The sequence below is a fragment of the Solirubrobacter phytolaccae genome, assembly GCF_027587195.1.
Classification (GTDB): domain Bacteria; phylum Actinomycetota; class Thermoleophilia; order Solirubrobacterales; family Solirubrobacteraceae; genus Solirubrobacter; species Solirubrobacter phytolaccae.
On sequence record NZ_JAPDDP010000004.1, the window covers coordinates 123524 to 136228 of the forward strand.

The 12705-nt window shown below is 72.8% G+C and carries 17 protein-coding genes and 1 pseudogene; 8 read left to right on the forward strand and 10 right to left on the reverse strand.

What is annotated here, in order from left to right:
• Positions 1-6: 6 nt before the first annotated feature.
• Positions 7-300 carry a hypothetical protein gene (locus OJ997_RS03495; RefSeq protein ID WP_270023621.1) on the reverse strand — a complete coding sequence of 98 codons (294 nt, stop codon included), beginning with the start codon at positions 298-300 and terminating at the stop codon, positions 7-9.
• Between the two features lie 31 nt (positions 301-331).
• Here OJ997_RS03495 and OJ997_RS03500 point away from each other — a divergent pair, with 31 nt between their 5' ends.
• Positions 332-802 carry a nucleotidyltransferase domain-containing protein gene (locus OJ997_RS03500; RefSeq protein ID WP_270023622.1) on the forward strand — a complete coding sequence of 157 codons (471 nt, stop codon included), beginning with the start codon at positions 332-334 and terminating at the stop codon, positions 800-802.
• A complete protein-coding gene (locus OJ997_RS03505; protein WP_270023623.1) occupies positions 799-1302 on the forward strand; it encodes a 2'-5' RNA ligase family protein in 504 nt (167 codons plus the stop codon). The genes OJ997_RS03500 and OJ997_RS03505 overlap by 4 nt, the downstream gene beginning before the upstream one ends.
• Positions 1303-1412: 110 nt before the next feature.
• On the opposite strand, the gene OJ997_RS03510 is transcribed toward OJ997_RS03505, so the two are convergent.
• A complete protein-coding gene (locus OJ997_RS03510; RefSeq protein WP_270023624.1) occupies positions 1413-1904 on the reverse strand; it encodes a DMP19 family protein in 492 nt (163 codons plus the stop codon).
• Positions 1901-2923: a hypothetical protein gene (locus OJ997_RS03515; protein ID WP_270023625.1), complete on the reverse strand. Its 1023-nt coding sequence runs from the start codon at positions 2921-2923 to the stop codon at positions 1901-1903. The genes OJ997_RS03510 and OJ997_RS03515 overlap by 4 nt, the downstream gene beginning before the upstream one ends.
• A 90-nt stretch (positions 2924-3013) precedes the next feature.
• Here OJ997_RS03515 and OJ997_RS03520 point away from each other — a divergent pair, with 90 nt between their 5' ends.
• Positions 3014-4153 carry a M20/M25/M40 family metallo-hydrolase gene (locus OJ997_RS03520; protein WP_272599294.1) on the forward strand — a complete coding sequence of 380 codons (1140 nt, stop codon included), beginning with the start codon at positions 3014-3016 and terminating at the stop codon, positions 4151-4153.
• Here OJ997_RS03520 and OJ997_RS03525 read toward each other — a convergent pair.
• Positions 4150-4614 (reverse strand): ankyrin repeat domain-containing protein, encoded by a 465-nt coding sequence (locus tag OJ997_RS03525; RefSeq protein WP_270023627.1) that lies wholly within the window; start codon positions 4612-4614, stop codon positions 4150-4152. The genes OJ997_RS03520 and OJ997_RS03525 overlap by 4 nt on opposite strands.
• A gap of 18 nt (positions 4615-4632) precedes the next feature.
• Between OJ997_RS03525 and OJ997_RS03530 the strand changes: the two are divergent.
• The 3 genes and pseudogenes from OJ997_RS03530 to OJ997_RS03540 all read left to right on the forward strand — a co-directional run.
• Positions 4633-4935: pseudogene (locus OJ997_RS03530) on the forward strand (ferritin family protein); the annotation flags it as partial.
• A 77-nt stretch (positions 4936-5012) separates the two neighbouring features.
• Positions 5013-5822: a family 1 encapsulin nanocompartment shell protein gene (locus tag OJ997_RS03535; RefSeq protein ID WP_270023630.1), complete on the forward strand. Its 810-nt coding sequence runs from the start codon at positions 5013-5015 to the stop codon at positions 5820-5822.
• Positions 5823-5825: 3 nt separating this feature from the next.
• Positions 5826-6272: a hypothetical protein gene (locus tag OJ997_RS03540; RefSeq protein WP_270023631.1), complete on the forward strand. Its 447-nt coding sequence runs from the start codon at positions 5826-5828 to the stop codon at positions 6270-6272.
• 18 nt (positions 6273-6290) lie between these two features.
• On the opposite strand, the gene OJ997_RS03545 is transcribed toward OJ997_RS03540, so the two are convergent.
• A complete protein-coding gene (locus OJ997_RS03545; protein ID WP_270023632.1) occupies positions 6291-7493 on the reverse strand; it encodes an MFS transporter in 1203 nt (400 codons plus the stop codon).
• Positions 7494-7527: 34 nt separating this feature from the next.
• Between OJ997_RS03545 and OJ997_RS03550 the strand changes: the two genes are divergently transcribed.
• Positions 7528-8556 (forward strand): Dyp-type peroxidase, encoded by a 1029-nt coding sequence (locus tag OJ997_RS03550; RefSeq protein ID WP_270023633.1) that lies wholly within the window; start codon positions 7528-7530, stop codon positions 8554-8556.
• Here OJ997_RS03550 and OJ997_RS03555 read toward each other — a convergent pair.
• Genes OJ997_RS03555 through OJ997_RS03575 form a run of 5 tightly spaced genes read right to left on the reverse strand, consistent with a single transcriptional unit; the run spans position 8545 to position 12294 of the window.
• Positions 8545-9396 (reverse strand): alpha/beta fold hydrolase, encoded by an 852-nt coding sequence (locus OJ997_RS03555; protein WP_270023634.1) that lies wholly within the window; start codon positions 9394-9396, stop codon positions 8545-8547. The two genes, OJ997_RS03550 and OJ997_RS03555, sit on opposite strands and share 12 nt — an antisense overlap.
• A complete protein-coding gene (locus OJ997_RS03560) occupies positions 9393-10592 on the reverse strand; it encodes a GNAT family N-acetyltransferase (protein ID WP_270023635.1) in 1200 nt (399 codons plus the stop codon). Before OJ997_RS03560 ends, OJ997_RS03555 begins: the two co-directional genes overlap by 4 nt.
• Positions 10592-11056, reverse strand: a complete 465-nt coding sequence (locus tag OJ997_RS03565; protein ID WP_270023636.1) for a hypothetical protein — start codon at positions 11054-11056, stop codon at positions 10592-10594. The genes OJ997_RS03560 and OJ997_RS03565 overlap by 1 nt, the downstream gene beginning before the upstream one ends.
• Before the next feature lie 19 nt (positions 11057-11075).
• The gene (locus OJ997_RS03570) at positions 11076-11591 is read right to left on the reverse strand and encodes a putative antibiotic biosynthesis monooxygenase (RefSeq protein ID WP_270023637.1); all 516 of its coding nucleotides are present in this window, start codon (positions 11589-11591) and stop codon (positions 11076-11078) included.
• Between the two features lie 46 nt (positions 11592-11637).
• The gene (locus OJ997_RS03575; protein ID WP_270023638.1) at positions 11638-12294 is read right to left on the reverse strand and encodes an alpha/beta fold hydrolase; all 657 of its coding nucleotides are present in this window, start codon (positions 12292-12294) and stop codon (positions 11638-11640) included.
• A 79-nt stretch (positions 12295-12373) separates the two neighbouring features.
• Here OJ997_RS03575 and OJ997_RS03580 point away from each other — a divergent pair, with 79 nt between their 5' ends.
• On the forward strand, positions 12374-12703 hold the full coding sequence (locus tag OJ997_RS03580) for a winged helix-turn-helix transcriptional regulator (protein ID WP_270023639.1): 330 nt from the start codon (positions 12374-12376) through the stop codon (positions 12701-12703).
• The last annotated feature ends 2 nt before the right edge of the window (positions 12704-12705 follow it).

Here is a 12705-nt window from a genome sequence, read left to right on the forward strand (position 1 = left end):
CTCGGCCTACGTGAGCAGCGCGTGCAGGCCGACGACGCCGCCGAGCAGCCAGCCCAGGCCGACGATCACGATCCCGGCGCCGGTGAATCGCCGCGCGACCGGCCCGCTCGGTTGCGGGTACCGCTTGGATTGCGACTCCACGAACGCCAGCCAAGCGCGGCGGTTCAGCAACATCCGGATGCCGAGCCCGACGAGGATGAGTCCGGCCGGGACGAGCAGCACCAGCCAGCGGTCGTTCCGGCTCGAGAGGACGATGCCGACGAACCCGAGCAGCCAGGCGAGGAAGAACGCGCGGACCATGAGCGTGCGAGTACCCGCAGAATGTCGAACGATGCGCCTCCGTTCGGTCCTTGAAGTGGTCACGGCCCTCGAGCTCACCGGGTGCCGGTTCTGGGTCGCCGGCGGCTGGGGCGTCGACGTGCTCGTGGGCAAGCAGACGCGGGAACACCGCGATCTGGACCTCGCGATCGACGCCGCGTGCGAGGCCGACGCGCTGACGGTGCTGGGGCGCCTCGGCTACGCGATCGAGACGGACCAGCGGCCGGCTCGAGTCGAGCTGGGGGCGGCCGGCGAGCGCTGGGTGGATCTCCACCCGGTGCGGTTCGACGATGACGGCCGCGGGGAGCAGTCGGATCTCGACGGCGGCGCCTTCGAGTATCCGGTCGGCTGTTTCACGGTCGGCCGTCTCGGCGGGCTGGTCGTCCCGTGCCTCACCGCAGCGCAGCAGCTGCGGTTTCGCCAGGGCTATCCGCTGCGCGACGTCGACCGTCACGACCTGGCGCTGCTGGCGGGCCGCTCGTGAGGCCACTCGTGCTCACCGCGGTGCTGCCGCCGCCGGAGCAGGCGTGGCTGGACGGGTGGCGGGCGGAGTTCTTCCCGCCCGAGCGCAACCACCTCGCGGCGCATCTCACGCTCTTCCACGCGCTGCCTGGTGCGCGTCGGGACCTGATCGAGGCGGAGCTCGAAGCCGTCGCAGGACGGACGTCACCCTTGTCGGCGCGCGCGGACGGATTGCGCTTCCTTGGGGCGGGCGTCGCGGTGTCTCTTCACGCACCCGCGCTCGTGGCGCTGCGCGCGGAGCTCGCCGCGACGTGGGCGGGCGACCTTACGCGGCAGGACGAGCAGCCGCTGCGGCCGCACGTGACGGTCTGCAACAAGGTCACACCGGAGCGTGCCCGGGCGGTTGAGCAGGAGCTGGAGGCGCGGTTCGCGCCGCGGGAGTTCACGTTGCCCGGTCTGGCGCTGTTCGCCTATGCCGGCGGGCCGTGGGAGCCGCTGCGCTCGTTCGCCTTCAGCGAGTGACTCTCAGGGTTCTCCGAGGAAACCCACATCGGATCCACACGGGCGAGGGCGATTCTGGGGACATCGAAAGAGGCTGACCCCCTCCGAACAGATCAAGGCTCCCGGGCAGTTCATTCCCTCTCCGACACCCGCCGGCCTCGCATCTCCGGCCGCCGCGCCTGACCCGCGCGGCGGCCACCCTCCTCCGTTTCGAACTCGTGCGGGTGATACTCGACGTAGCGCGCGAGGTGCACCTCGATCCGCTCGGCGTCGTCGGCCATCAGCGCGTCGAACGCGTTGTCGAGCTGTGCGAGCTGATCGCCGTGCGACTCCACGGCCCTCAGCATCCGGCGGGCTGCGGTCCTGCGGCGCTTGGGTTCCGGGTCCTCGAACGCGATCGCGTTGGCCGCTTCGAACAAGCGCTCGAAACGCCGCGCGGTGACCAGCCGCGCGCACACGGGAGCCCGTCTCGCGATGTCCGGCTCGAAGTAGTAGAGCTGCTCGAAGCCGCCCGCCGCGACCTCGTCGGCGGCGGTGATCAGCACGCGGAGCGCCTCCTCACCGGGCGAGCGCGGGTCGTCGCCGATGCGGTCGTACAGCGCGCGGATCGCGGCCTGGCTCAACGCAGGACGCTCTCCGTGATCGTCGGCGCCGCGGCGCCGAGGAAGAAGATCCCGGGCAGGCCGCGGGTCTCGAAGCCCTTGCTCGGGTTGCCCTCGAGGCGGCTGCGCGTGATCGCGAGCGTGCCCGTGCGGTCGTTGCTGACGAAGAAGATCGCGCCGCCACCTTCGCGCGCCTCGTTGTCGCGCAGCTCGCTGTCGGCAAGCGTGAGCGTGAAGCGGTTGCCGTCGTTGTAGATCGCGCCGCCGCTGCCGCCGCCGGGCGTGCCGCCGCGCGCCGGGTTCGCGCCGCGCCCGATCGCGCGGTTGGCGACGAACGCGCTGCGCTGGATGTTCCAGGAGACGCCGATGCTGCTCAGCGCCCCGCCGTTGCTGCACACGTTGCGCGCGAAGCGGCTGGAGATGACCTCGACCGCACGGCCTCGATGCTGCGAGAGCGCACGGACCGCGCCGCCGCCGACGTCGGGCCCGTCCCGGTCGCAGCGGTTGCCGGTGAACGTCGAGCGGACGATCCGGAGCCGCCCGCCACGGGCGAAGATCGCGCCGCCGCCTCCGCCGTCGACGCGCTCGCCGGTCGCGTTCCCGCGCGTGAACGCGATGTCCTGGACGGTCAGCCGCGGCGTGGCCTGGTCCTGGCAGTGCGACGTCGTCCACTTCTGCGCCTCGTCGCACGTGTTCATGTAGAGGATGCGCCGCTTGCCGCCGCCGCTGAGCGTGACCTTCCCGCCACCGTCGAGCGTGACCTCCCGCGAGGTGTTGACCACCTTGGCTGTCGTGCGCAGCGTGATCGTGACCGGCTTCGGCCCGCACGCGAACCGGATGTGACCACCGGCCCGCACGGCCTTGACGACCGCGTTCGACGTACAGCTCCGCGCCGTGCCGTTCCCCACCACCCGCGCGGAGACCAGCACGGTGGGCACGCCCGCATTGTCGGCGTTCGACGGCGGATCGCCCCGCAGCACGCTGGCCAGCACCGCGATCGCGATGGCGACCACGACGACGATGATCGCGACCTTGGTCATCGGAACAGCATGTACCCGCAGAACGCCATCAGCGCAGCTTGTTCGTACATCAGCGAAAGTCGGTTGCGCCGGTCGGCGCGGATCCGCACCATGCAGCGCGTGACCGTTGCCGACCTCACCGCCGCGCTGGTGGCCATCGACTCCGTCAATCCCGCGCTCGTTCCGGGCGGCGCGGGCGAGCGCGAGATCGCCGCGTTCCTGACGCGCTGGGCGGAGGACAACGGGCTCGACGCGCAGGTCTTCGAGCGCACGCCCGGCCGCCCGTCGGTGGTCATCACCGCGCGCGGGACTGGTGGTGGCCGGACGCTGCTGCTGTGCGGGCACACCGACACGGTCGGCGTCGACGACATGGACGTACCGCACGATCCCCGGCGCGACGGCGACCGCCTCCACGGGCGCGGCGCGTGCGACATGAAGGGCGGCCTGGCCGCGGCGTTGATCGCGGCGCGCGAAGCCGGCAACTCAGGCCTCGCGGGCGACGTCGTGGTCGCCTGCGTGGCCGACGAGGAGCACGCGTCGCTCGGCATGCAGGAGGTCCTCGAGCACGTCCGCGCCGACGCGGCGGTCGTCACCGAGCCCACGCGCGAGGAGATCATCGTCGCCCACAAGGGCTTCGTCTGGGCGGAGATCGTCGTCGAGGGCACGGCCGCGCACGGCTCGCGGCCCGAGCGGGGCGTCGACGCGATCGTCCACGCCGGCGCGGTCCTCACGGCCCTCGGCGCGCTGGACGCGGAGCTGGTCGCGCGCGAGCCGCACCCGGTGCTCGGGCGCGGTTCGGTGCACGCCGGCACGATCACGGGCGGCATCGAGGCGTCGTCCTATCCGGGACGGTGCACGATCACCGTCGAGCGCCGCACGCTGCCTGGGGAGTCCGAGGCGACGTTCGCCGCCGAGCTCGAGGCGGTCATCGCACAGGCCGCCCGCGTCCAGCCCGGCCTCCGCGCGTCCTTCACGACCGGCCTCGTGCGCGAGGCGTTCGCGATCGCCACCGACCACGAGCTCGTCCGCCTCACGCAGGACCACGCCACCCGCGAGCTCGGCGCGGCCCCGCCGCTCACCGGCGCGCCGTACTGGACCGACGCCGCGTTCATCGCCGCCGCCGGCATCCCGGCGCTGCTGTTCGGCCCGACCGGCGAGGGCGAGCACGCGGTCGAGGAGTGGGTGAGCGTCGCGTCCGTCGAGGCGGTCACGCGCACGCTGACCGCGCTCGCGACCAGCTTCTGCCGCTAGAGCGGCCAGTCACGTCCGTTGACGGCGGCGAGGTCGGCGGGCGTCTTGCCTTCGTGCGTCACCGCCGACGGGTCGGCGCCGGCGGCGAGCAACCGCTCGGCGGCCCGGGTCGCGCCGTAGGCCGCGGCGGCGTGGAGCGGCGTCCAACCGTGCTGGTCGGTGACGTTCGGATCATGACCGAGCTCGAGCAGGAACTCGAGGACCCAGGGGTCGGGTCCGGCGGCCGCCGCCCGGTGGATCGGGTGCCGACCGTCCTCACCGACTTCGCCGAGCACGGCGCCGAACTCCAGCAGCAGCCGCGCCATGGCGCCGTCGCGCCGATCGAGCGCCTCGCCGATCAGCGAGCACCCCCAGCTGTCGAAGTGCGGGTTGGCGCCGGCCTCGAGCAGCGTGCGCGCCGCCGCCACGTCGCCGCGCTCGACCGCCTCGAGCACCCGGTCGTCCTCGCCCCATTCGTCCACGGATGTAGTGTGCCGGGCATGGGGTTTGACCAGTACCACGAGCCGCCGGAGGAGCTGCCGGCGCGGACCAGGACGTTCGCGCGCCTGTGCGCTTCGCTGACCGAGGAGGCGGAGGCGATCGGCTGGTACGAGCAGCGCCTCGCCGTCGAGCAGGACCCCGAGGCGCTGGCGGTGATGAAGAACGCGCAGACGGAGGAGTTCAAGCACTTCGCGATGGACCTCGAGTTCCTGCTGCGGCGCACGCCGGTGTGGCGGGAGATCGCGCGCGGCGTCCTTTTCCAGGAGGGGGACATCGTGGAGGCGGGCGAGGAAGCCGAGGAAGGTGCGGGTCTTGGTGGATCGGGTGGCGGTGGCCAGCCGGGGTCGTTGGGCATCGGAAGCTTGAAGGGGGCCGGGCTGTGAACCATCTGCTGCGCGAGAAGGCGCCGATCACCGAAGAGGGCTGGGCGGAGCTCGACGAGGAGGCGCGCGAGCGCCTGGAGCCGGGCCTGGCGGCCCGCAAGGTCGTGGACTTCTCCGGCCCGCTCGGCTGGGACTACAGCGCGACGAACCTCGGCCGGATCGAGGCGCTGCCCGACGGCGAGAACGGGCTGACGGCCGCGCGCCGGCGCGTGCTCCCGCTCGTGGAGATGCGCGTGGACTTCGCGCTCTCCCGCCACGAGCTCGCCGACCTGGAGCGCGGCGCGGACGACATCGACCTCGAGCCGCTCGAGCAGGCCGCGCGACGCATGGCCCGCGCCGAGAACCGCGCGGTGTTCCACGGCTGGGCGTCGGCGGGCTTCAAGGGCATCGCCGAGTCCTGCACCCACGACGCGATCGCCCTGTCCGGCGACTTCAACGCCTACACGCGCCACGTCGCGGAGGCGGTCGAGACGCTGCTGCGCAACGGCATCAAGGGCCCGTACGCGCTCGCCCTCGCGCCCGAGCAGTACACGGGCGTCGTGCAGAGCACCGAGCACGGCGGCTACCCGCTGTTCGACCACCTGCGCAAGATCCTCCAGAGCGGCCCGATCATCTGGGCGCCGGGCGTCGACAGCGCCGTCGTCGTGTCGCTGCGCGGCGGCGACTTCCTGTTCGAGTCCGGCCAGGACCTGTCGATCGGCTACAGCCACCACGACGCGCAGTCCGTCTACCTCTACCTGGAGGAGAGCTTCAGCTTCCGCGTCGCGACGCCGGAAGCGGCGTGCTCACTCGTGGCGCCGAGCTGAGCCGTGGACCGGCAGGAGGCGGCGACGCTGCTCGACGACCTCCGCCGGGCCTGCGCCGCCGAGTACGAGGACCCCGACGACGCGCGGGCGACCGCGCTCATGGACAGCACGCAGGAGCTCGTGGACCGTCTGGCGCCGGGCGGCTGGGACATCGAGCGGCTCGCCCGGCCCACCACCGCCCTGGTCGACCACCTCGTCCCGCTGCGGATGGGGGAAGGCGTCGACGACGCCGCCGAACGCACGTTGCTCGACGAGCTCACCCGCCTGCGCGAGGAGGTCGGCGGCGCCGCGGACGTCGATCCGTTCCTCGTGGCCATGCTCGCCGATCTGATCCAAGAGGCGTGGGGACAGACCAGCAACCCGCGCTGGTACGCGGGGGAGCAGCGCGAACAGACGATCCGGTCGTTCGCCGCCGTCAGCGAAGCTGCCGTCGCCGTGGTCTCTGACTAGGGTCACGCGCGCTCGCGCTCACGCCTGCGTCTGTACCCGCAGCGTGCCGCGGCGAACGAAGGCGAGCGCCGCACCCGTCACGGCCACCGCACCGGCGACCAGGACGGAGACCTCGAAGGACCCGGACTCGATCAGCGAGCCGCCGAGCGCGTTGCCGATCGCCGTGCCGGCCACGATGCCCATCACCATCGCCGCGAACGCCTCGGTCACGGTGCCGGCGGGCGCGACCGTGTCGAGCAGGGTGGAGCCGACCACCGTGGTGGGCGCGAACAGGACGCCACACGCGACGAGCAGCACGGCGAGCAGCACGTTCGTGCTCGCGACGGCCAGCAGCGCGAGCAGGCCGCCGAGGGCGAGCAGCAGCAGCGGGAGGCGGAGGGGGAGCGAGCCCGGCCAGGTCCGCAGCCCGTAGACGAGCCCGCCGACCAGGCTGCCCGCCGAGAGCGCCGCGAGCAGCACGCCGCCCGTCGCCGCCGACCCGCGCTCGTCCGCGAACGCCGGCACGGCGACCTGCACGATCCCGACGGCCGTGCCGAACAGCGCGAGCACGGCGATCACGGTCCGCATCCCGGGTGCGCCGAGCGGCCCGAGCCAGCCGACCTCGTGAGGCTCCCCGCGCCAGGTGCGAGACGCGCGCGTGACCGTGAACCCGACGACCGAGGCGGTCGCGAGCGTGCCGGCGGCGAGCACCGCGACCTCCGGTGAGAACACGGCGACGATCGCCGCCACGAGCGCGGGCGCGGTGACCACGGCGACCTCGAACACGACCGCGACGAGCGCGTACGCCGTTCCTCGCAGCGTCGGGTCCGGCACGAGCATCGTCCACAGCGAGCGCATCGCGGCGGGCAGCTGCGGCAGCGTCGCGCCACCGCACAGCGCGAGCGCCGCGAGCACCCACGCGGACGACCCGGCGCGCGCCGCCAGCACCAGCGCGATGAGCGCCGGGAGATGCCCGGCGACCGCGATCCGCAGCACCCGCGTCTGGCCGAACCGGTCCATCAACCGCCCCTGCGCGACCGCGCCGAAGGCGTTCGCGAGGCTGAACGCGCCGACCACGCGGCCGGCCTCCGCGAACGTCCCGCCACCGTCGCGCGCGAGCAGCAGGATCGCGAGCCCGTACATCCCGATCGGCATCGAGCCGGCGGTCGACAGGATCAGCGGCGCGCGGGCGCCGCTGATCCTCACCAGGGCCCGATAACGGCCGACGCCCGACGCGGTCACGGCGCCGGACGGTACTCCGTGCAAGGATCGAGGCATGGACCAGCGAGCGTGGGAGCGCGTCCCGATCGAGGCGCAGAGCGTGGATGCACCGTTGTCGCGCGCGGCGGTGTTCCTCGTGATGGAGGCCGGAGCGGGGGACGCGGCGCTCGCCGGCATCCGTGACGCGCTCGGCTCGGTCGGCGACCTCGTCAAGAACGTCGGCTTCCGCGACCTCGGTGGGCGGCTGTCGTGCGTCGTCGGGATCGGCGCGCCGCTGTGGGATCGGTTGTCGCCCGGCGCGCGGCCGGCCGAGCTGCATCCGTTCACGCCGATCCACGGCCCGGTCCACACGGCGCCGTCGACGCCCGGGGACCTGCTGTTCCACCTGCGGGCGGAGCGTGAGGACATGACGTTCGAGCTCGAGCGCCAGCTGCTCGACGTGCTCGGCGACTCCGCGCGTGTGGTCGACGAGACGGTCGGCTTCCGCTACTTCGACGCGCGTGACCTGCTCGGCTTCGTCGACGGCACCGCGAACCCGGTCGGCGCGGAGCTGCCGGAGGCGGCCGTGATCGGCGACGACGCCGCGTTCGCCGGGGGCAGCTACGTGGTCGTCCAGAAGTACCTGCACGACATGGCGGGCTGGGCCGCGCTGACGACCGAGCAGCAGGAGGCGATCATCGGCCGCACCAAGCTCGACAACATCGAGCTCGACGACGATGACGCGCCGCGCAAGTCGCACAAGACGCTCGCGACGATCGAAGACGAGGACGGCGGCGAGCTCGCGATCCTGCGCGACAACATGCCGTTCGGCCGGCCCGGCGCGGGCGAGTTCGGCACCTACTTCATCGGCTACTCCGCGCGGCTGTGGGTGATCGAGCAGATGCTCGAGCGGATGTTCGTCGGCGAGCCGGAGGGCGCCTACGACCGGCTGCTGGACTTCTCGACCGCGGTCACCGGAACGACGTTCTTCGTGCCGACGTCGGCGATGCTGGACGCGCTCGCCGAGCCGCCCGCGAAGGCGGTCGTGGCGAGTGACCCGGCCGCGTCGTCGCTGGGCATCGGGTCGCTGCGCTCACGTCCCTAGGACCTCGCGCAGCTTCGCGGCGAATGCCTCGGGCTGGCCCGCCCAGCCGAACTCGCCGTCCAGGAACCCGCCGTGGTGGCTGGGGAACACGACCGCCTCCTGGCCGAGGAAGGCCGCGGTGCCGTCGGCGGTGCGGCCGGTGAACGTCGCGCGCGACTCCTCGCCGACCGCGATCACCACCCGCGTCGGAGCTGCCGCGAGTGCTTTGACGTCCGGGCGGTAGTCGCGGATCGCCGCGCCGCGGTCGCTCAGCAGCGGGTCCTCGCGGGTGCCGTCGTCCGTGGCCGGCATCCCGAACATCGCGGGGTCGGGCGCGGGCTGCGCGAAGTACGCGTCGGTGTACTCGCCCTGCCACGAGGTGAGCGTGATGAACGCCGCCATGCCGTGGCCCCAGCCCTTGGCCGCGTAGGTGTTCTGCACGACCTGGCTCGCCCGGCGGGCCGCCTCGGCGTCCGGCAGCAGGTCGATCAGCGGCGGCTCGTGCGCGACGAGCGTGACGACGTCGTCCGGGTACGCCGCGACGAGCGCGAGCGCCGTGACCGCGCCGCCGCTGCTCGCGAACAGGTCGACTGGGCCGCCGACCGCCTCGATCACCGCGTGCACGTCCCCAGCCTGCACTTCGGGGGACGAATCGACACGGCCGTCGTGACGGAGGCTGCGACCCATCCCGCGCGGGTCGTAGGTGACGACGGTGCGGTCGGCGAAGAGCGCGGCGAGCGCGCGGAAGCCGCTCGCGTCCATCGGCTGCCCGATCATCAGCAGCGGCCGGCCAGGCGCCGAGCCGTGGACGTCGTAGGTGATGTCGGCCTGCGCGTGGTGCACGACGTGCGTGGTCTTCATGTTCCCGAAGACTCCTCGGGCTCGAGGAACTCATCGGCGCGCAGCCGGTCGAGGACCCGGCGCACGACGTACGACTCGACCGGGTCCAGCTCGACCCACGGCACGCCGCCAGAGTACGACTCACCGAGGCCCTCCAGCACGGCGAGCAGCGGGCGGACCTCGTAGGCGGTGATGGTGACGTCGCCCGGCTCGGAGCGCCCCGCTTCGAGGGGCTTGTAGACCTGCTCGACGAGCGCGGGCAGATCGCCCCAGGGATCCTCGCCGAGCAGGTCGATCACCCTCGCTCCCGCCTTCGCCTCGAGCGCGACCTCGAGCAGCCGGACGAGCACGGCGCGGACGTCGTCCGTCAGCGCGAGGACGACGGGCTCGCCGAGCTGCGGCCAGTACGTGCTGCCGGCCTTGATCTCGTCCTCGAGCGCGAGCTCCTCCGCCTCCGTGTCGAGCTCGGCGAACAGCGCGTCGCTCAGGACGCTGCGGGCGACCGCGAGCCGGGCGAAGAGATCCGCGCGATCGGTGTAGTCGAGCACGGTCGCCGCGTCGTCGGCGCCGTCGAAAGCGACCGCCGAGCCGATCCGGTCGAGCGAGACCACGATGCCGTTGAGGTCCTTCACCACGCGCAGCAGCTCCCGCCGCGGGACACCGACGGCGGCCGCGGTCCCGCGCAGCTCGTCGTCGTACGTGCGCGCGAACACGAGCGCGTCCGTCTTGCCGCCGTCGAGGAACGCGCGCAGCCGACCCTCGTACGTGAACCCGGCCGACGCGAGCAGCCGCTGCGAGGGAGCGTTGACCGGCGCGACCCAGGCTTCCACGCGCTGCATCCCGGCGTGGTCGAGTGCCCAGCCGGCCGCAAGCCGCGCCGCCCTCGTGCCGATGCCCCGCCCGCGTGCCGCCGGGACCACCCAGTACCCGAGCCCGACCACACGCGGCTGCGGTCGCACACCCAGCCAGAGCAACCCCACCGCGACGTCGTCCTCGGTGATCGCGAGCGAGATCCCCTCACCGTCCTCGATCCGCCGGCGCTGCCGCGCGATGAACGCCAGGCCGGCCTCGCGCGTGAACACCGCGGGCACCGTCGTCCCGGCTGGAATGCGCGGATCGGTCGCCGCCTGCTCGACGCACGCGAGGTCCTCGTCACGCCACGGCCGCAGCGTCACCGCGCCGCTGGAGAGTCCGGGAGCCGGGTACGACAGCGCCATCAGGACTTGAGCTCGATGCGCCCCGTGTCGTCGGCGCGAGCGTTCTCCGTGAAGCGCTCGCCGCGCTTGAGGCGGCGCCGGTCGGGGTTGTGGAACGGGCGCCGGCCGTCCTCCGCCCACAGCACCGCGATCCGCTTGCCGCCGATCGGCATGACCACGAAGCAGTCGCCGCGCTCGTAGGACACGTAGACGTCGATCGGCGCGAGGTCGGCGACGAACTCGTTCGCGGTGACCTGGAAGCTGTCGTCGAGCGCGTCCTCGTTCCACAGCTGGACGCACTGCTTCAGCGACCGTGCGCGCGAGAGCGCCGGCTTGGCCGTCGGCGTGGGGGAAGGCGTCGCGGTCGGTGTCGACGTCCGCGTGGGCGTCGGGGTCGAGGTCGGGGCCGCGGCCTGTTCCTCCCCGCCGCACGCGGCGAGGGTCAGCGCAGACAGCACCGCGAGCACGATCGAATGGCGTGGCATCGGTCCACTCGGTACCCGTTCAACGCGCGAGCCACCCTCCCAGCACACGGGTCACGACCGGCATCATCACGTAGGTCATCAGGCTGAGCAGCACGAGCGGCAGGAGCGCCGCGCGCAGGAGCAGCGGGAGGTGCTCGACGTGCGGCGCGGCCAGCCACTGGAACAGCACGACCAGCGGGTACGCGCCGACGAACGACGCCAGCCACATCTTCCACTTCGGTGGCTTGCCGACCGCGGTGAACCAGGGCTCGAGGCCGCTCAGCCGCTCCGGCTCGCCGACGCGCTCCGCGATGCCGGCCAGCTCGTCGTGCAGCGCGTCACGGTCGGCGGAGTCCAGCCAGCGGCGCATCGCTCCCCGGTCCGCGAACCGGTGCACGAGGTGGTAGTCCGGCACGCCCGCCTCGTGCAGCAGGACCGCGTCGAGCTCGTCCGTCAGCCGCTGCTCGAGGTCGGCCTCGTGGCCCGGATGGGCGCGCCAGGTCGAGACCAGCACGAGCGGGTCGCGCGCGGAGGTCTCGCGAAGGATCGTGGTCATGGACGACAGCGTCCACCCGCTCGGCGCGTGCGTCTTCAGTAGCGCGCTACGGCACCCGCGCGCCCGGATACGCAGGGGCGAGGATCGCCTCGGCGACGGCCTCGGGCTGGCTCAGCGCGGCGAGATGTCCACCGGGCACGGGCACGACCTCGACGCCCAGCCGCTCACGGGCGACGCGCGCCTGGAAGTCCAACGGGAAGAAGCGATCGTCGCGGCCGGCGAGCACGGTGGTCGGGACGTCGGGCCAGCGCGAGAACCCGCTCGGCTGGATGAACGCGATGTCGGCCTCCTCGCGCTGGTGCTCGGCGCCCGCCGCCGCGATCTGCTCCGGCACGTCGTGCAGGAACAACGTCGCGAGATCGTCGTCCGTCTCCGGCCAGCTCGTGTTCGACCACCACTGGCCCGGCGTCTCGCCCGGCGCGGGGAGCATCGCGTTGAGCAGGACGAGGCGCTCGACCGGCAGCCGATCGCAGCAGCCGAGCGCCGTGAACGCGCCCATCGACTGCGCGACGAGCACGACGCGCGCCTCGCCCGCGGCGGCCACGGCCACGAACGCCTCGTACTCGCGCAGGCCCGCGGTCGGGCTCGCGCCCGGTAGGTCGACGGCGATCGCGGTGTGGCCCGCGGCGGTCAGCAGCGGCACCACGCGGTGCCAGTACCAGGCGGCGCCACCGGCGCCCGGGATCAAGACGAAGGTGCTCACGAACGGCTTAGACGACGGTGGCGCCGCGAACTCATCGCTCCTAGTCGCTTCGATTTCCGAAGTCGCTAACATTATGTGCGTGAAGCAGCTCACCCACCAGCAGTGCCTCGGCGCCGACGCGGCGCTGAGCCGCGCGTTCTCGTTGCTCGGGAAGCGCTGGACCGCCGTCGTGCTCGGCACGCTCGGCACCGGTGGCCCCACCGGGTTCCGTGAGCTGTCGCGGGCGGTCGGCGGGATCTCCGATTCCGTGCTGTCGGACCGCCTCACCGAGTTGACGCAGGCCGGCCTCATCACCCGCACCGTCGATGCGGGCCCGCCCATCTCGGTCACCTACGCGCTCTCAGAGCGCGGCGCTGCGCTGATGCCGGCGTTCGAACAGATCTCGACTTGGGCCCAGGAGCACCTCTAGCT